Origin of the sequence: Streptomyces sp. BoleA5 (genome assembly GCF_000373665.1) — a bacterium.
GTDB lineage: Bacteria > Actinomycetota > Actinomycetes > Streptomycetales > Streptomycetaceae > Actinacidiphila.
On record NZ_KB892102.1, the window covers coordinates 33,693 to 51,591 of the forward strand.

Annotated in this window: 18 protein-coding genes; 10 read left to right on the forward strand and 8 right to left on the reverse strand. The window is 71.4% G+C overall.

What is annotated here, in order from left to right; all coding sequences use genetic code 11:
* Positions 1–4: 4 nt before the first annotated feature.
* Positions 5–1,039: a glycosyltransferase family 2 protein gene (locus B085_RS0116735; RefSeq protein WP_267881091.1), complete on the reverse strand. Its 1,035-nt coding sequence runs from the start codon at positions 1,037–1,039 to the stop codon at positions 5–7.
* 92 nt (positions 1,040–1,131) lie between these two features.
* Here B085_RS0116735 and B085_RS0116740 point away from each other — a divergent pair, with 92 nt between their 5' ends.
* A complete protein-coding gene (locus B085_RS0116740) occupies positions 1,132–2,577 on the forward strand; it encodes an LCP family protein (RefSeq protein WP_026251109.1) in 1,446 nt (481 codons plus the stop codon).
* 54 nt (positions 2,578–2,631) lie between these two features.
* Here the strand turns inward: B085_RS0116740 and B085_RS0116745 are convergent, their stop codons facing one another.
* Complete coding sequence (locus B085_RS0116745; RefSeq protein WP_018559720.1) at positions 2,632–3,174, reverse strand: acyl-CoA thioesterase; 543 nt, start codon at positions 3,172–3,174, stop codon at positions 2,632–2,634.
* Positions 3,175–3,292: 118 nt separating this feature from the next.
* On the opposite strand from B085_RS0116745, the gene B085_RS0116750 reads away from it, so the two are divergent.
* Positions 3,293–3,556: a DUF1876 domain-containing protein gene (locus B085_RS0116750; RefSeq protein WP_018559721.1), complete on the forward strand. Its 264-nt coding sequence runs from the start codon at positions 3,293–3,295 to the stop codon at positions 3,554–3,556.
* Positions 3,557–3,674: 118 nt separating this feature from the next.
* Entirely contained in the window at positions 3,675–4,907 is a 1,233-nt protein-coding gene (locus B085_RS0116755) for an LCP family protein (protein WP_018559722.1), read from the forward strand.
* 84 nt (positions 4,908–4,991) lie between these two features.
* Here the strand turns inward: B085_RS0116755 and B085_RS0116760 are convergent, their stop codons facing one another.
* On the reverse strand, positions 4,992–6,062 hold the full coding sequence (locus B085_RS0116760; RefSeq protein ID WP_078619924.1) for an LCP family protein: 1,071 nt from the start codon (positions 6,060–6,062) through the stop codon (positions 4,992–4,994).
* Between the two features lie 176 nt (positions 6,063–6,238).
* On the opposite strand from B085_RS0116760, the gene B085_RS0116765 reads away from it, so the two are divergent.
* Entirely contained in the window at positions 6,239–7,582 is a 1,344-nt protein-coding gene (locus B085_RS0116765; protein WP_018559724.1) for a UDP-glucose dehydrogenase family protein, read from the forward strand.
* Positions 7,583–7,664: 82 nt separating this feature from the next.
* Here B085_RS0116765 and B085_RS0116770 read toward each other — a convergent pair whose 3' ends face one another.
* Positions 7,665–9,170: a peptide MFS transporter gene (locus B085_RS0116770; protein WP_018559725.1), complete on the reverse strand. Its 1,506-nt coding sequence runs from the start codon at positions 9,168–9,170 to the stop codon at positions 7,665–7,667.
* Between the two features lie 303 nt (positions 9,171–9,473).
* Here B085_RS0116770 and B085_RS0116775 point away from each other — a divergent pair, with 303 nt between their 5' ends.
* Positions 9,474–10,148 carry a response regulator transcription factor gene (locus B085_RS0116775; RefSeq protein ID WP_018559726.1) on the forward strand — a complete coding sequence of 225 codons (675 nt, stop codon included), beginning with the start codon at positions 9,474–9,476 and terminating at the stop codon, positions 10,146–10,148.
* Between the two features lie 47 nt (positions 10,149–10,195).
* Complete coding sequence (locus tag B085_RS0116780) at positions 10,196–11,464, forward strand: ATP-binding protein (protein WP_018559727.1); 1,269 nt, start codon at positions 10,196–10,198, stop codon at positions 11,462–11,464.
* Here the strand turns inward: B085_RS0116780 and B085_RS0116785 are convergent.
* The gene (locus B085_RS0116785) at positions 11,461–11,985 is read right to left on the reverse strand and encodes a GtrA family protein (protein WP_018559728.1); all 525 of its coding nucleotides are present in this window, start codon (positions 11,983–11,985) and stop codon (positions 11,461–11,463) included. The genes B085_RS0116780 and B085_RS0116785 overlap by 4 nt on opposite strands.
* A gap of 106 nt (positions 11,986–12,091) precedes the next feature.
* On the opposite strand from B085_RS0116785, the gene B085_RS0116790 reads away from it, so the two are divergent.
* Genes B085_RS0116790 through B085_RS0116800 form a run of 3 tightly spaced genes read left to right on the forward strand, consistent with a single transcriptional unit; the run spans position 12,092 to position 14,955 of the window.
* Entirely contained in the window at positions 12,092–13,231 is a 1,140-nt protein-coding gene (locus B085_RS0116790; RefSeq protein WP_078619925.1) for a 5-(carboxyamino)imidazole ribonucleotide synthase, read from the forward strand.
* Between the two features lie 32 nt (positions 13,232–13,263).
* Positions 13,264–13,767: a 5-(carboxyamino)imidazole ribonucleotide mutase gene (purE, locus tag B085_RS0116795; protein ID WP_051102095.1), complete on the forward strand. Its 504-nt coding sequence runs from the start codon at positions 13,264–13,266 to the stop codon at positions 13,765–13,767.
* Positions 13,768–13,770: 3 nt separating this feature from the next.
* Positions 13,771–14,955 carry a dipeptidase gene (locus B085_RS0116800; protein WP_018559731.1) on the forward strand — a complete coding sequence of 395 codons (1,185 nt, stop codon included), beginning with the start codon at positions 13,771–13,773 and terminating at the stop codon, positions 14,953–14,955.
* A 508-nt stretch (positions 14,956–15,463) separates the two neighbouring features.
* Here the strand turns inward: B085_RS0116800 and B085_RS47005 are convergent.
* From B085_RS47005 to B085_RS0116820, 3 genes are all read right to left on the reverse strand, one after another.
* Positions 15,464–15,706 (reverse strand): hypothetical protein, encoded by a 243-nt coding sequence (locus B085_RS47005; RefSeq protein ID WP_018559733.1) that lies wholly within the window; start codon positions 15,704–15,706, stop codon positions 15,464–15,466.
* Positions 15,707–15,797: 91 nt separating this feature from the next.
* The gene (locus tag B085_RS0116815) at positions 15,798–16,298 is read right to left on the reverse strand and encodes an ATP-binding protein (RefSeq protein ID WP_026251110.1); all 501 of its coding nucleotides are present in this window, start codon (positions 16,296–16,298) and stop codon (positions 15,798–15,800) included.
* Between the two features lie 141 nt (positions 16,299–16,439).
* Complete coding sequence (locus B085_RS0116820) at positions 16,440–16,808, reverse strand: STAS domain-containing protein (RefSeq protein WP_018559735.1); 369 nt, start codon at positions 16,806–16,808, stop codon at positions 16,440–16,442.
* A gap of 198 nt (positions 16,809–17,006) precedes the next feature.
* Between B085_RS0116820 and B085_RS0116825 the strand changes: the two genes are divergently transcribed.
* On the forward strand, positions 17,007–17,891 hold the full coding sequence (locus B085_RS0116825; protein WP_018559736.1) for an RNA polymerase sigma factor SigF: 885 nt from the start codon (positions 17,007–17,009) through the stop codon (positions 17,889–17,891).
* Positions 17,892–17,899: the final 8 nt, after the last annotated feature.

Genomic DNA, 17,899 nt, shown 5'->3' on the forward strand with positions numbered 1-17,899 from the left:
CGCCTCACGCGTCGGCCGCCGCCCGCACCGCAGGGCGGCGGCTGGCGATGACCCGCCGGGCGAGCGAACGCGGGCTGGTCAGGAACCCGAAGCCCCAGGACATGTGCATGGTGGCGAGCGCCACCGGGATCTGCAGCCGCGCGGCGGCCGACAGGCCCTTGCCGGCCGGGAGCGAGCCCAGCACGATGGCCGCGAGGTAGCCGCCGGGGACGACGAAGGCGAGCGGGGTGACCGCCGCTCCCACCACCACGCCCGCCGCGATGGCCACGACGGCCGCCGGGGCGGCGAGGTAGCGCAGGTTGACCGAGCCCTGGTGGTACCGGGTGACGACACGGCGCCAGCGCCCGTAGTCCTTGTACTGCTTGGCCAGCGCGCGCACGCTGGGCCGCGGGCGGTACGAGACGCGCAGCTCCGGCGAGAACCAGATCAGGCCGCCGGCCTCGCGGATGCGGTAGTTCAGCTCCCAGTCCTGGGCGCGGATGAACTCCTCGTTGTAGCCGCCCTGCTGCTCCAGCACCTCGCGGCGGAACACCCCGAGGTAGACGGTGTCGGCGGGGGCGGCGGCGCCTCCGGTGTGGAAGGCCGCGTTGCCGACGCCGATCTTCGAGGTCATGGCGGCGGCGACGGCGCGCTCCCAGTCGTTCTCGCCCTCGGCGTGCATGATGCCGCCGACGTTGGCGGCGCCGGTCTCCTCCAGCAGCCGCACCGCGGTCTTGATGTAGTCGGCCGAGAGCATGCCGTGGCCGTCGACCCGGACCACGACCGGGTGCCGGGAGGCCTTGATGGCGGCGTTCAGGGCGGCGGGGGTGCGGCCGGTGGGGTTGGGCACCGTGTGGACGCGGGGGTCCTCCCGCACCAGCTCCGCCGCGATCTCGTCCGTGCGGTCGGTGGAGGGGCCGAGGGCGATGACGACCTCGAGCTCGCCCGCGTAGTCCTGTTCGAGGATGTGGCGGACGGAGTTTCGAAGGTGCCGCTCCTCGTCGAGCACCGGCATGATCACGGAGACGGCGGGCAGCACATGGGGGGTCGCAGCGTTCACAGCCGCACACGTTACCGCGAACGGATGATACGAGCGCGTGCGACCGGGCGGGGCTCGTTCCGTACGACGGTATGACTCCTTAGCGTGACTGTATGACCGTCGCTCGTCGCCGTCAGCAACCCGCCGCAGCCGCCCGCAGGACCCGCAAGCGGCCGCCGGTGCGCCGCGGGCTGCGCGTCCTCGGTGCCGTCTCGCTCGGCATCCTGACCGCCAGTGGGATCGGGCACGCCGTCCTGGGGCACATGGACGACCGCCTGGCGCGGGTGGACGCCTTCGCCGGGATGAAGAACCGGCCCAGCCCCACCAAGGGCACCAACTTCCTCCTGGTCGGCACCGACGTCCGCCGCGGGCTGTCCCAGTCGCAGCGCACCGGGCTGCGCCTGGGCGGGGAGCCCTGCGACTGCACCGACACGATGATGCTGGCGCACCTGTCGCGGGACGGCAGGCGGGTCAGCGTGGTCGCGCTGCCGCGGGACTCGTACGCGGAACTGCCGCGCGCCGGCAAGCTGAAGTGGGCCTGGGGGGTGGGCGGCCCCGCACTCGCCGTGAGCACGGTCGAGAAGATGACCGGGGTCAAGGTCGACCACTACGCCGAGTTCGACTTCGGCTCCTTCATGAAGACCGTCGACCGGATCGGCGGGGTCGACCTCTGCTTCGCCCGTCCGCTGCGCGACCCCGTGACCGGACTCGACCTGCCCGCCGGCACGGTACGTGCTGACGGCGGCACGGCACTGCGCTACGTGCGCTCCGGCCACCTCCCCGGCAGCCCCGACCTCCAGCGGATGCAGAACCAGCAGCGGTTCCTGGCCGCCCTGGTCCGCCGGGTCACCGACATCGGGCTGCTGCAGAACCCGGTCAAGCTCGACCAGGTGGCCAAGGCCGCGCTCGGCTCGGTGCGCGCGGACCGGCAGACCAAGCCGGACGACCTGATCGCCCTCGCCACGGGGCTGCGCGGCGGCTTCGGGGCCCGCTCGGTGGAGTTCGCGACGGTGCCGGTGGACGCCACCCCGTTCCGGGTGCAAGGGGTGGGGACGACCCTGCGCTGGGACGTCAAGGGCGCCCAGCGGATCTTCGAGGCGCTCCGCGAGGACCGCCCGCTCACCGGCCCGGACGGCGGCCCCCTGGCCACGCCCAGCCCGTCGGCGCCCGAGCCCGCGCAGGTCGAAGTGCCGCCCAAGTCGATCCGCGTCCAGGTCAACAACGGGACGACGGTCAACGGGCTGGGGGCGCGTGTGGACAAGGAACTGCGTCGCCTGGGCTTCCGCACCACCGGTACGCCCGGCAACACCGTCCGGCACGACGCGGAGTACACGGTCATCCACTACGACCCGGGCTGGGACCGCTCCGCCAAGGCGCTGGGGACGGCCCTGCCGTACGCGGAGCTGCGCCGGGTGTCCGGGCTGGGGCCGACGCTGCGGATCACCGTGGGCGCGGACTACGACGGCGTGACCCCGGTACGGGCCGGCGAGCCGGACCCGCCCGCGGCACCGCCGGTGGGGCTCCAGCCGATGCGCGGCGACCGCATCCTGTGCGGCTGAGGGCCGGGGGGCTGAGCCGAGGGGCTGAGCCGAGGGGCTGAGGGCCGGGGGCCGTCAGTCCTCGAAGCCCTCGGCGGCGCGCTTCTCGCGCAGCTCCATGATCGCCCGGCGGCGGGCCAACCGGTGCGTGCGGCGGATCTGCGCCTCCTGCAGACGGCGCCGGTCGCGGTCGGTCTCGGGCTCGATCTGGGGCACCGGACGCGGTGCGCCCTCGGCGTCCACGGCGACGAAGACCAGGTAGGCACTGGCCACCTGGGTCGCCGGGCCGGACTCGTTCCAGCGCTCGGCGAGCACGCGCACGCCGACCTCCATGGAGCTGCGCCCGGTCCAGTTCACCTGGGCCTGCACCTTGAGCAGGTCGCCGACCCGCACCGGTTCCAGGAAGGCCATCTCGTCCATGGCGCCGGTCACCGCGGGCCCCTCGGAGTGCCGTCCGGCGACCGCGCCCGCCGCGTCGTCCACGAGCTTCATGACCACGCCGCCGTGCACGGTGCCCAGGAGGTTCGTGTCGTGGTGGGTCATGATGTGCGCCAGCGTGATCCGCGAGGCGGACGTGGGCTTGAACGGGACAGGGTGCGGGGGTGGCTCCTCGAACATGGCTCCACCCTAAGCACTGCCGTGCCGTGCTCCTCGCCGGGCACATCTTGCCCGGGGGCGGGGCCGGGCGGATGCTGAGAAAGGGGCCGACGTCCAGATGTCCAAGAGGTGATCCGCCATGGAGAAGACGTGGACGATCAAGCTGTCGCTCGAGGAGGACGGCAGCCGCACCGCCTGCACCGCCTCGCTCTCCGGGGACGGCGCCCCGGGCGTGGTGGGCCACGGCTATTCGCGGCGCAATCCGCACGACGAGCCCGACATGCGCATAGGGGAGGACGTGGCCGCATCCCGGGCCTGCTCCAACCTGGCGCACGAACTGCTGGAACAGGCCGCCGGAATGATCGAGACCCACACCAACACCCCGACGCATCTCACCGGATGAGATCGTACGGGCACGTTCGGTCACCGCATTTCCGCGGTCCTGTGACCTTTGCATCAGCTCTGCTTCAGAAGAGCCACGGAGGCACTGCCGGGCCGGGCGGCAGGGCACACTGCCCTACATGAACGCATGGCCCGACGGTTGGTCCGACAACAGGAACCAGCGGCAGCAGCAGGTCTCCGAGCCGCCGCTGCCCCCCGAGCTGTCCCCGCGCCGTGCGGCGGCGGCTCCCGGCAGTGTGCCGCGCCAGCAGGCGTACGGCAGCGGCGTCCCGGGCCACGGGGGGCCTGGCGGCGGTGACTACGACGGCTACGGCGGCGGCTCGTACGGGCCGCCGTCCACCGGTGGCCGCGGCACCTCGCCCGGCAGCCGCAAGCGCCGGGCCAAGGGCGTCCTGATCGGTCTGGTCGTCGTGGTCGCCGCGTGGTCGATCGGCACCTATTTCTGGGCGGACGGCAAGGTGCGCCGCGAGGTGGACCTGAGCACGGTCATAGACCGCCCGGAGACCGGCGAGGGCACCAACTACCTCATCGTCGGCTCCGACAGCCGTGAGGGCCTGTCCAGCGAGCAGAAGAAGAAGCTGCACACCGGCTCCGCCGAGGGCAAGCGCACCGACTCGATGATGATCCTGCACGTCGGCGACAACGGGAACTCGCTGATCTCGCTCCCCCGCGACTCCTACGTCACCATCCCCGAGTTCAAGGGCTCCGAGTCCGGCAAGACCTTTTCCTCGCGCGGCCAGAACAAGCTCAACGCCGCCTACTCCATAGACGGGCCGACGCTGCTGGTGCGGACGGTCGAGTACAACACGGGCCTGCACATCGACCACTACGCGGAGATCGGCTTCGCCGGCTTCGCGGGCCTCGTCGACGCGGTCGGCGGTGTCGAGCTCGACATCCCCCGCAACATCGACGACAAGAACTCGGGCCTGCACATCCAGAAGGGCAAGCAGACCCTCAACGGCGACGAGGCCCTGGCCTTCGTCCGCCAGCGCTACCAGGAGGCCGAGGGCGACCTGGGCCGCACCAAGAACCAGCAGAAGTTCCTGTCCGCTCTCGCGAGCCAGACGGCCACGCCGGGCACGGTCCTCAACCCGTTCAAGCTCTACCCGACCATGGGCGCGGGCCTGGACACGCTCATCGTGGACAAGGACATGAGCCTGTGGGACCTGGCGTCGATGTTCTGGGCCATGAAGGGCGTCTCCGGCGGTGACGGCGTCTCGATGAACATGCCGACCTCCGGCTCCATCGGCACCAACGTGGGCAGCGCGCTCAAGTGGGACATGCCGAAGGTCAAGCAGCTCGTCTCGGAGCTGAAGAACGACGAGAAGGTCACGGTCACGCCGGACTCCTGATCCCTCGCGACGGCGGAGGGGCCGGCCGGGCGCGCACACCGCGCCCGGCCGGCCCCTTTGCCGTTCCCGTCGGCCCCGGAGGGCTCACGGGGTGCTGGAGCCCAGGCGGTCGAGGGAGTGGTTGGCCACGTACTCGTCCATGGTGTCGTTGCGCATGGCCTCCCACAGCTGCTCGCTGCCGTTGTCGTCGAGCAGCACCACCGACTGGCCCTTGATCATGTCGAGCCCGCCGACCGGGGCGTTCATGAAGACCATGTCGCCCGCGCGCACCCCGCGCATGCTCCACATCAGGTCCCGCAGGTCCCCGTCGGACAGCCGGTCGTCGACGCTGACCACACCGGTGACCTGGTCCAGCAGCTCCTTGGCCTTCAGCGGGTTGCTCATGGAGTCCTTGGTCAGCGTCTTGGCGATCACCGCACGCAGGAAGGCCTGCTGGCGGTGGGTGCGGTCCAGGTCGCCGCGCGGCAGGTTGTAGCGCTCGCGGACGTAGGTCAGGGCCTGCTCGCCGTTCATGTGCTTCCCGGCCAGGTCCACGCCGCCGATGTCGTCGGTGAGGGTCCTGAAGCCGCTCCAGTCGATGACGGCGAGGTGGTCGACCTTCAGGTCGGTGAGCCGCTGCACGGTGTCGATCAGCAGCGGCGGGCCGCCCCAGGAGAAGGCGGCGTTCAGCTTGGCCTTGCCGTTCCCCGGGATCGAGACCCAGCTGTCGCGGGGCAGCGAGACCACGTACGCCCGCTTGTGGTCGGCCGGCAGGTGCACCAGCATCATCGTGTCGCTGCGCTGCGCGCCGCGCTTCCACTCCGGGGCCTCGGCGCCCCGGCCCGTGGTCGGCAGGTCGGAGCGGGCGTCCACACCGACCAGGAGGAACGTTTCACCGCCCTTGGCGGCCTGCGGCTGCTCGCTCTCGGGCACGTTCGTCGGGAACACATTGGGAATGCGGTCCACCTTGCCGGTGTAGTGGTCCACCGCCCACCACAGGGTTCCGGCCACCCCCAGTACGCCCACGACCAGCAGGACCAGCGCGCCCAGCAGCACCCGACGGGTGCGGCTGCGCCTCCTGCGGGTCGGGTCCGGGGCCTTGCCCGGTGCCGCTTCCCGTTCCGTTTCCGTTTCCGCCGTCCGCTCGTGACCGACCGGATCCGTTGTCGTCATCATTCACCCCCACCATGTGCACCCGCTCCCCACGCGTGCGTCGGGGGCATTGTGGCGCGTGGGACGGTGCCCTGGCCATTCCCGGGTCTTCTTCCGTGCCCGCACCGGGGGAACCCGGACGCCGCCCGGGGCTATGCTCAACATCGCAATCAGGCCACGACCTGGGAGGGACCCTCCGCATGGCGCTCAAGCTCACCGTGATCGGCACCGGCTACCTCGGTGCGACGCACGCCGCGGCGATGGCCGAGCTGGGCTTCGAGGTACTGGGCCTGGACATCGACCCCGCCAAGATCGAGACCCTCTCCGCCGGCCGCGTGCCCATGTACGAGCCGGGCCTGGAGGACCTGATGCGCCGCCACGTCGCGGGCCTGCCGGACTCCAGCGGGCGACTGCGCTTCACCACCTCCTGGGAGGAGGTCGCCGCCTTCGGCGACATCCACTTCGTCTGCGTGAACACCCCGCAGAAGCACGGCGAGTACGCCTGCGACATGAGCTACGTCGACAGCGCCTTCGAACTGCTCGCCCCGCACCTGAAGCAGCCCGCGCTGGTCGTCGGCAAGTCGACCGTGCCGGTCGGCAGCGCGGCCCGGCTGGCGGCCCGGCTCGCCGAACTCGCCCCCGCCGGGGACCGGGCGGAGCTGGCCTGGAACCCCGAGTTCCTGCGCGAGGGCTTCGCGGTCGAGGACACCCTCCACCCGGACCGCATCGTGGTCGGCGTCGCATCCGAGCACGCCGAGAAGCTGCTGCGCGAGGTCTACGCGACCCCGGTCGGCGAGGGCACGCCCTTCGTCGTCGCGGACTACCCGACCGCGGAACTCGTCAAGACGGCGGCCAACGCCTTCCTCGCCACGAAGATCTCCTTCATCAACGCCATGGCAGAGGTCAGCGAGGCGGCCGGCGGGGACGTGGTGAAGCTCGCCGAGGCCATCGGGCACGACGAGCGGATCGGCAAGAAGTTCCTGCGCGCCGGCATCGGCTTCGGCGGCGGCTGCCTCCCCAAGGACATCCGCGCCTTCATGGCCCGCGCCGGCGAACTCGGCGCCGACCAGGCGCTCACGTTCCTGCGCGAGGTCGACTCCATCAACATGCGCCGCCGCGCCCACATGGTCGAGCTCGCCCGCGAGGCCTGCGGGGGCAGCGGCTTCCTCGGCAAGCGGATCGCGGTGCTCGGCGCGGCCTTCAAGCCCGACTCCGACGACGTGCGGGACTCCCCCGCGCTCAACGTCGCCGGGCAGATCCACCTCCAGGGCGGCCAGGTCACCGTGTACGACCCCAAGGCGATGGAGAACGCGCGACGGCTCTTCCCGACCCTCGGCTACGCCGCGAGCGCCCTGGAGGCGGTCCGCGGGGCCGACGTCGTGCTGCACCTCACGGAGTGGCAGGAGTTCCGGGAGCTCGACCCGGCGGAGCTCGGGGCGGTGGCCAGGGGACGGCACGTCATCGACGGGCGGAACGCGCTGGTGCCGCAGGGGTGGCGTGAGGCGGGGTGGACGTTCCGGGCCATGGGACGCCCCCACGCGTAGCCCTCCGGGGTGCGCCGCAGGCGCAACAGACCCGCAGACGAGCGCGGGCCGCACGGGACACCCCGGGCGGCCCGCGCAAGCGTCAGTGGACGTCACCCATGAGCGCGATGACCCGCTTGCGGTACAGCACGAAGGCCGCACCCGCGGCCAGCGCCACGAAGCCCTGGATCGCGAACGACGTCTCCGACAGGAAGGCGTCGCCGATGACCAGCTGCAGGATCGCGGCCACGCAGTCCCCCGCCGTGACGGCCAGGAACCACAGGCCCATCATCTGGCTGGCGTACTTGACCGGGGCCAGCTTGGTGGTGACCGACAGCCCCACCGGGGACAGGCACAGCTCGGCGGTGGTCTGGATCAGGTAGACCACGGCCAGCCACAGCGGGGTGACCTTGACGTCGCCCGAGGCGGCGGCCTGGGCGAGCATCATCACCACGAAGGAGACGCCGATGCCGGCGACGCCGAGGGCGAACTTCACGGTCGTGCTGGGGTTCCTGCGGCCCAGCGTCATCCACAGGGCGGCGAAGACCGGGGCGAGCGCCATCACGAACAGCGGGTTCAGGGACTGGAACCAGCTCTCGGGGAAGTTGAAGCCCCACAGGGTGGACGCGGTGTGCTCGGAGGCGAAGACCGTCAGGGTCGAACCGGACTGGTCGTAGATCATCCAGAAGACGGCGGCCACGACGAAGAACCAGATGTACCCGCCGACCTTGGTCTTCTCGTCCGGCGTGAGCTCCTGGTCCCGGCGGATGCGGGTGAAGTAGTACGCCGGCAGCGCCAGGCCCAGCAGGGAGAGCGGCCAGAGCACCCAGTTGATCGTGAAGTGGCCGGTGAAGGTGACCACGCCGTAGAAGACCACCGCGGCGGCGAGCCAGCTCAGCGCCTTCTTCATCAGGCCGGCGCGCTCGGCGTCGTCAAGGGGGGTGGGGACCACACTGGAGACCGGCGCGAGGTGCCTGGTGCCGATGAGGAACTGGGCCAGACCGAGCCCCATCCCGACGCCCGCCATGGCGAAGCCCAGGTGCCAGTCGACCTGCTGGCCGACGGTGCCGATGGCGAGCGGGGCGAGGAAGGCGCCGAGGTTGATGCCGATGTAGAAGATCGTGAAGCCGCCGTCCCGGCGCGGGTCGTTGCGGTCCGGGTAGAGCTGGCCGACCATCGTCGAGATGTTCGACTTCAGCAGGCCGGAGCCCACGGCGATGAAGACGAGGCCGACGAAGAACGACGCCTTCACCGGCACGGCCAGCAGGAAGTGGCCGATCATGATGATCGTGCCGCCGATGGCGACCGTGCGGCGCGGCCCCCAGAGGCGGTCGGCGAACCAGCCGCCCGGCATCGCCAGCAGGTACACCGTCGCGGTGTAGACGCTGTAGATCGCGCCCGCGGTGGCGGCCTTCATGCCGAGGCCGCCGTCCGTGACCGAGGCCGTCAGGTAGAGGACGAGAAGGGCCCTCATGCCGTAGTAGCTGAAACGCTCCCACGTCTCGGTCATGAAAAGGGTGGCCAGGCCGCGGGGGTGGCCGAGGAAGGTCTTGCCGCCGGCCGCAGGGGTGCCCTGCGGCGCGGCGTCCTTCGTCAGGCTGGACGCCATGGACTTTCCTTGCTGCTCGGGACGCGCTGCGAGAGCGGTGCGCGCCCGGTGGGGGGAGGCCGGCACCGGGGCGCGCGGGGGCGCACCGGGATCCACGGCCCACTGAAATGCTGGTGGGGACCAGCCCCGTACCGGAAGGGCCCTTCGCCGCGTGGGGCGCGCCAAGGGTCCTGTGTACCTATACGGGCTTTTGGTTACCTTATGGCAGTGCGAGATGTGCTATATGAGACGACTTGAGATGTGCCTCACAACAGTGACGGCCCGCCCGGCGTGCGGTTTCTCCGAGCGGACTACCATCAGCCCATGACCCGCGTACTGCTCGCCGAGGACGACGCATCCATCTCGGAACCGCTCGCACGCGCGCTGCGCCGCGAAGGGTACGAGGTCGAGGTGCGCGAGGACGGACCCGCGGCGCTCGAAGCCGCCCTGCTCGGCTCCTTCGATCTTCTGGTGCTCGACCTGGGGCTGCCCGGAATGGACGGGCTCGAGGTGTGCAGAAGGCTGCGCACCGAAGGCCATGGCTTCCCGGTACTGGTGCTCACCGCGCGCGCCGACGAAGTGGACACGGTGGTCGGCCTGGACGCCGGCGCCGACGACTACGTGACCAAGCCCTTCCGGCTGGCCGAGCTGCTGGCCCGGGTTCGGGCGCTGCTGCGGCGCGGCACCGCCGAGGCCCAGCATCCCTCCACCCAGGGCGTGCGCATCGACGTCGAGTCGCACCGCGCGTGGATGGGCGACGAGGAACTGCAACTCACCGCGAAGGAGTTCGACCTCCTGCGGGTGCTGGTGCGGGACGCCGGCCGGGTGGTCACCCGGGAGCAGCTGATGCGCGAGGTCTGGGACACCACCTGGTGGTCCTCCACGAAGACCCTGGACATGCACATCTCCTGGCTGCGCAAGAAGCTCGGCGACGACGCGGCGGCCCCCCGCTACATCTCCACGGTGCGCGGGGTCGGCTTCCGGTTCGAGAAGAACTAGGAAGCAGGGGCACACCAGGGGTCCGCGCGGTCTGAGACGCTTCACTCATGCGCCGCCGTCTCATCCAGTCCACGCTCGCCGTGGTGCTCGTCGTCATCGCCGTCTTCGGCGTCTCCCTCGTCCTGGTGGAGGCCCGGACGATCGAGAACAGCGCCAAGGAGAGCGTGGACTCCGAGGCCGTGCGGCTGATCGGCATCGTCGAGAGCAGGATGATCGGCGAGGAGCGGATCAGCCGCGAGGTGCTGGCCCAGCAGATCGCCCCCGGGCGGTACGCGCTGGTGCAGATCCCGGGGGCGGAGCCGATCGCCATCGGCACCAGGCCCACGGGCCAGGTGATCTCCTCGCGGCAGACCGGCGAGCAGGGCGAGACCGTCACCGTCGAGGAGTCGCGCAGCAAGGTGAGCCAGGAGATCGGCCGCACCCTGCTGATCATCCTGGCGGTGGCGCTGCTGGCGGTGCTGGCCGCCGTCGTCCTCGCGGTGCGCCAGGCACGGCGTCTCGGCAGCCCGCTGACGGACCTCGCGGAGACCGCGGAGCGGCTGGGCTCCGGCGACCCCCGGCCGCGGCACCGGCGCTACGGCGTCCCGGAGCTGGACCGGGTCGCCGACGTGCTGGACCGCAGTGCCGAGCGCATCGCCCGGATGCTGACCGCCGAGCGGCGCCTGGCGGCGGACGCGTCCCACCAGCTGCGGACCCCGCTGACGGCGCTGTCGATGCGGCTGGAGGAGATCATCGCCACGGCCGAGGACGAGGACGCCGTCAAGGAGGAGGCGGCGATCGCGCTCGGTCAGGTGGAGCGGCTCACGGACGTCGTGCAGCGGCTGCTCACCAACGCGCGGGACCCGCGGACCGGCTCGGCGGTCGTCTTCGACATCGACGACGTGATCAAGCAGCAGGTGGAGGAGTGGCGCCCGGCGTACCGCAGCGCGGGCCGGGCCATCACCTCCGCGGGCAAGAACCGGCTGCGCGCGGTCGGCACCCCGGGGGCGGTGGCCCAGGTGCTGGCGACACTGATCGAGAACGGGCTGATGCACGGCTCCGGCACGGTCGCGATCACCACCCGGGTCACCGGTACGCAGGTCGTGGTCGAGGTCACGGACGAGGGCCAGGGCGTGCCGCCGGAGCTGGGGGCGCGGGTCTTCGAGCGGACGGTCAGCGGCCGCAACTCCACCGGCATCGGTCTCGCGGTCGCACGCGACCTGGCCGAGGCCGACGGCGGCCGCCTGGAGCTCCTGCAGCAGCGTCCGCCGGTCTTCGCGCTCTTCCTGGCGCGTGAGGACCAGGTCACCCGCGGGAGGGGCGCGGAGAAGCGCTAGCTGACGTGGGTGCCGGTCCGGGCGCCGGGGGTCTCGTTCCCCTTCGCGACCAGGAACGATTCTGCTTGGTGCACGGCCGGCTCGCGGACGGGGAGTGCCTTGAACACCCAGCTGCGGTACGACCAGAAGCGGAACAGGGTCGCCACGCCGATGCCGATGAACTTGAAGACGTTGCTCTGCAGCGGGCTGTCCCAGCCGAAGGCGTAGGTCGCCGTGTACAGCACCCCGTTCTCGATCACCAGGCCCACGGCGCTGAACACCATGAAGAGGGTCAGCTCGCGGGTACGGCCCGACTTGTCGCGGTCACGGTAGGTGAAGTAGCGGAACCCCACGTAGTTGAAGGCGATCGCGGCGACGGTCGCGATGATGCCGGCCCGCACCACCTGGAGGTCCGTGCTGTGCCGGACGAGGTTGAAGACCCCGATGTTGACCAGGACCCCAGACCCGCCGACCGCGCCGAACTTGGCGATCTCGCGGGACATCGCCGTCAGCCGGTTCCGCAGCCCTGCCGCACCGTCCATGTGATCGTTCGGCCCCGTCTGTGTCTGGTCAGTGACCTTCATGCTATCCGGGGCCCCTCCGGGACGGCGGTCGGTGCGTCATTGATGCCCAGATATCCTGGTGCCTGTGACATTCCCCGTAGTCGGCATGATCGGCGGCGGCCAGCTCGCCCGTATGACCCACGAGGCGGGCATCCCGCTCGGCATCAGGTTCAAACTCCTCAGCGACACACCCGTGGACTCCGCGGCCTTGGTCGCCGGTGAGGTCGTGGTGGGCGACTACCGCGACCTCGGCACCTTGCGCGCGTTCGCCGCCGGTTGTGACGTGATCACCTTCGACCACGAGCACGTCCCCACCGAGCACCTGCGGGCGCTGGAGGCCGACGGCATCGCCGTCCGCCCCGGGCCCGACGCGCTGGTGCACGCCCAGGACAAGGGCGTGATGCGGGCGAAGCTCGACTCCATCGGCGTGCCCTGCCCGCGGCACCGCATCGTCTCCGACCCGGCCGACGTGACGCGCTTCGCCGAGGAGGGCGAGGGGTATCCGGTCGTGCTGAAGACGGTGCGCGGCGGCTACGACGGCAAGGGCGTGTGGGTGGTCCGCGACGAGGCCGGCGCCGCCGAGCCGTTCCGGGCCGGCGTGCCGGTGCTGGCGGAGGAGAAGGTCGACTTCGTGCGGGAGCTGGCGGCCAACGTCGTGCGCTCCCCGCACGGGCAGGCGGTGGCCTACCCGGTGGTGGAGTCCATCCAGGTCGACGGCGTGTGCGACACGGTCATCGCCCCGGCGCCCGAGCTGCCGGAGGCCCGTTCGTCGCAGGCCCAGCGGCTCGCGCTGACCATCGCCAAGGAGCTCGGCGTGGTGGGTCACCTCGCCGTGGAGCTCTTCGAGACCCGGGACGGCCGGATCCTCGTCAACGAACTGGCCATGCGCCCGCACAACAGCGGCCACTGGACCCAGGACGGCGCCATAACCTCGCAGTTCGCCAACCACCTGCGCGCGGTCCTCGACCTGCCGCTCGGCGATCCGCGCCCCCGCCAGCCGTGGACGGTGATGGCGAACGTGCTCGGCGGTGACTACCCCGACATGTACGCGGCGTACCTGCACTGCATGGCGCGGGACCCGCAGTTGAAGATCCACATGTACGGCAAGGACGTGAAGCCCGGCCGCAAGGTGGGCCATGTCAACACCTTCGGCGACGACCTGGCCGAGGTGCGCGAACGCGCCCGGCACGCCGCCGACTACCTGCGAGGGACGATCCAAGAGTGAGCAATCCCGCTGGGCCGCTGGTCGGCATCGTGATGGGTTCCGACTCCGACTGGCCGGTCATGGAGGCCGCCGCGCAGGCGCTGGACGAGTTCGAGGTGCCCTATGAGGTCGACGTCGTCTCCGCGCACCGCATGCCGCGCGAGATGGTCGCGTACGGCGAGCAGGCCGCCGAGCGCGGCCTCAAGGCGATCATCGCGGGCGCCGGCGGCGCCGCGCACCTGCCCGGGATGCTGGCGTCGGTGACTCCGCTGCCGGTGATCGGCGTGCCCGTGCCGCTGAAGTACCTGGACGGCATGGACTCGCTGCTGTCCATCGTGCAGATGCCCGCCGGTGTCCCGGTCGCCACGGTCTCGGTGGCCGGCGCGCGCAACGCGGGCCTGCTCGCGGTGCGCATGCTCGCCGCGCACGACACGGAACTGCTGGAGCGCATGCGGCACTTCCAGGACGAGCTGAACCAGCAGGCCACCGAGAAGGGCAAGCGGCTGCGTGCCAAGGTGGAGGGGTCGGCCGGCTTCGGTTTCGGAGGGAAGAAGTAGTCCATGGACCTGCTCGCACGCGCACAGGAACTGCTCGCCGCCCACCCCGTGGTGGACGGACACAACGACCTCCCGTGGCGATTGCGCGAGCAGGTCCGCTACGACCTCGAGCGGCGTGACATCGCCACCGACCAGTCCGCCCACCTGCACACCGACATCCCCCGGCTGCGGGCGGGCGGCGTCGGGGCGCAGTTCTGGTCGGTGTACGTCCGCAGCGACCTCACCGGGGGCGACGCGGTCGTCGCCGTCCTGGAGCAGATCGACTGCGTGCTGCGCCTGGTCGACCGTCACCCGGACGCGCTGCGCCTGGCGGTGACGGCGGACGACATGGAGGCCGCCCGCACCGAGGGCCGCATCGCCTCCCTCATGGGGGCCGAGGGCGGCCACAGCATCGCCAACTCCCTGGGGGTGCTGCGGATGCTGTACACGCTGGGCGTGCGCTACATGACGCTCACCCACAACGACACCATCGACTGGGCGGACTCGGCCACCGACGAGGCACGGCACGGCGGCCTGACCGCCTTCGGCGAGGAGGTCGTCCGCGAGATGAACCGCCTCGGCATGCTGGTCGACCTCTCCCACGTCTCGCCCGGCACGATGCGGGCGGCGCTGCGGGTCAGCGAGGCCCCGGTGCTGTTCTCGCACTCCTCCTCGCGCGCCGTCTGCGACCACGTCCGCAACATCCCGGACGACGTCCTGGAGCAGCTCCCCAGCAACGGGGGCGTCGCGATGGCCACCTTCGTGCCGCAGTTCATCCTGCCGGCGGCCGCCGAGTGGATCGTCGGCGCGAACGAGAACATGAAGGCCCACGGCCTGCACCCGCTCGACCAGTCGCCGAAGGCCCAGGCCGTCCAGGAGGCCTACTCGGCCGCACACCCCCGGCCGCTCGCGGACATCGGCACCGTCGCGGACCATCTCGACCACATGCGCGAGGTCGCCGGCGTCGACCACCTCGGCCTCGGCGGCGACTACGACGGGGTCGTGCACCTCCCCGAGGGCCTGGGCGACGTCTCGGGCTATCCGCGGCTGTTCGCCGAACTCCTGCGCCGCGGCTGGTCCGAGGACGACCTCGCGAAGCTGGCGTGGCGGAACGCGGTCCGGGTGCTGCGCGACGCCGGGTCGGTGGCGGCAGGGCTCGCGGGCAAGCGCGGCCCCTCCACCGCCTCGATCGAGGACCTGGACGGCTAGGCCGGCCTCCGTCGGCCGCCCCGGCCCGGCGTGCGCGCGGCGTCGCCGGGTCAGCGCCGCAGACGGCTCCACGGGGTGAAGGTGAAGCCCGCACCGCCGGGGAGGAGCGCCGTCCCGGCGACGAGGGCGGGGGCGTGCAGGGACGCCCGGTCGGAGGCACCGGTGCCGGCGAGGCCGCCGGAGGTGGTGGCCTCGCCGCCGGAGGTGGTGGCCGTACCGCCGGACGTGCCGGACGACCCGCCGGAACCGCCGGTGATACCGCCCTCCTGCCCGGTGACGTCCGGGGTCAGGGAGACCCCGGGGTCCTCGGTGGGGGTGCAGGTCGTGGTGGTGCCGAGGGACTCGACGGTCAGGACGCCCGGGGTCAGGGTGGCCCGCCCGTCGTGGGCGGGTGTGTAGGTGCCGGTGAGGTCGGGGATCTCGATGGGGTCGCCGGCCTTGATGGGGTCCTTCTTGGTGTGGCCCTCGACGACGACCTCGCCCTAGTCCGCGCCGCCGGCCTCGACCTTCATCGAGGGTTTGACGGAGTCGGCGGGTACGTCGGCCGGGCTGCCATGGCGGCTTCGCCGAAGTGGACGACGAGGTCGTGGGCGCCGCCCTTCTCCTCGGCGTCGCCGATCGGCGTCCCGCAGTCGTACGTGACGTCCACGACCGTCGCGTACGCGGCCGGGGCGCCGCCGAGAACGGCCGCCGCCGCCATGACGGCGACAGCGGCCGACACCGCGGCCGCCTCGCGCTCGGGAAGTGACACCAGATGCCTCACTTCCCCCAGACGTTACTGACGTTCCATCGGATACGAGGGGACAGCACGCCCGCGAGGGAAAGAGGGGAAGACATCCGGCTCAGGCGGGGGAGGCGACCTCGGCCCAGACCGTCTTGCCCGGCCGGCCGTCGGCGTAGCGCACGACCCCCCAGTCCAGGCAGAGCCGCTGCACTATGAACATCCCGTGCCCACCGGGGCGTCCGGCCCGGTGCGGGGTGCGCGGGGCGGGGCTGCCGGCGCCGCCGTCGGCGACCTCCAGGCGCAGGGCCTTGGCATGCCGGAACAGCCGCAGCTCCTCGGGACCGCCCGCGTGCAGGCAGGCGTTGGTGACCAGTTCCGACACCACCAGCAGGACGTCCTCCGCCGCCGCACGACGGTCCGCGGTGTCGGCCGGCAGCCAGCCCCAGTCGTGGAGTGCGCGGCGGGTGAAGTCACGCGCGCTGGGCACCACGCCGGCCACGTCGGCGAGTGACAGCCGACGTGCCTCGCCGTCCTGGTCGGCCTGACCGCGCGGCGGCACTTCCGCATCGCCCGGGTCCGGGCCGCGGTCGTCGGCCGCAGGTGGCCGGGTGGTGCTCATCAGCGCCTCCACTCACCGATGTCCGGCGGTGTCCGAAGTGATCCCGAGATCTCTCCTGCCCGGGCCGCTCCGGTGAACACCTCCGGGTGCGGACGAAACAGGGCGTGCCGTGGCGCCCCCCTGAGGAGCCGCCACGGAGGGTCACTCCTTGAGTGCGTCGTCCAGGGTGTCGTGGACGGTGAACACGGCCTCGGCGCCGGTGATGGCGAACACCTTGGCCACGGCCGGCTTCATCCCGGCCAGATGGACCGCACCGCCCGCGGCCTCGACCTTCAGCCGGGTGCCGAGCAGGACGTTGAGTCCGGTGGAGTCGCAGAACTCCAATTGCGTGCAGTCCACCACGAGGGTGCCGAAGCCGTCCTCGATCAGGGTGTCGAGCGGCTCGCGCAGCAGGTCGGCCGTGTGGTGATCGAGCTCACCGGCGGGCGCGACGACCGCTTTCGTGCCGTACCGCTGCACGGAAACGTGCAGCCGGTCACGCCCGGTCGTGTCCACCATCTCGCGGTCCATGCACACTCCTCCCGGACGACTCGGCGATCCGCTTCTCGCACCCTACGCGCTTCCTGACCTGGGTGGTAGTCGCTCCGGCGGCGTCCGCAGATCGGGGGCCCCCGGGTTGCAATATCCATGCCGAACGGGGTAGGCGTTGAGTGTGGGCTGAATTTCACGCTCCGCTTGCCCTGCCGCCGCACCCCGAGGGAGGAGAGCATGGCACCCCGTCTCGACGCGCACGACGCGTCGGCGACCACCGAGGCCGGCGTCCACGAGGAACACGGAACACCGGAGGGCCTGGAGGACCTCCCGGAGATCCCGCCCTTCGACGAGGTGGGTCCGGTCGACGCACGGGCCCTGTCCAAGACGCTCTTCCAGCGACTCGAGACGCTGGAGGAGGGCACCCAGGAGTACAGCTATGTACGCAACACCCTGGTCGAGCTCAATCTCGCCCTGGTGAAGTTCGCCGCCTCCCGGTTCCGCTCCCGCAGCGAGCCGGTCGAGGACATCATCCAGGTGGGCACGATCGGGCTGATCAAGGCCATCGACCGCTTCGAGCTGAGCCGCGGGGTCGAGTTCCCCACGTTCGCGATGCCGACCATCATCGGCGAGATCAAGCGCTTCTTCCGCGACACCTCCTGGTCCGTGCGGGTGCCGCGGCGGCTGCAGGAGCTGCGGCTGGACCTGGCCAAGGCCGGTGACGAGCTCGCGCAGCAGCTGGACCGCGCGCCGACCGTCGCCGAGCTGGCCGACCGGCTGCAGATCACCGAGGCAGAGGTCGTCGAGGGCATGAGCGCGAGCAACGCGTACACCGCGAGCTCGCTGGACGCCCAGCCCGAGGAGGACGACACCGAAGGGGCGCTCGCCGACCGCATCGGCTACGAGGACCACGGTCTGGAGGGGATCGAGTACGTGGAGTCCCTCAAGCCGCTGATCGCCGAGCTCCCGGCGCGCGACCGGCAGATCCTCTCGTTGCGCTTCGTGGGCAACATGACGCAGTCCGAGATCGGCGTCGAGCTGGGCATCTCCCAGATGCATGTGTCCCGGCTGCTCAGCCGCACCCTCGGGCGTCTGCGGCGGGGGCTGCTCGTGGAGGAGTGACCCGCTCC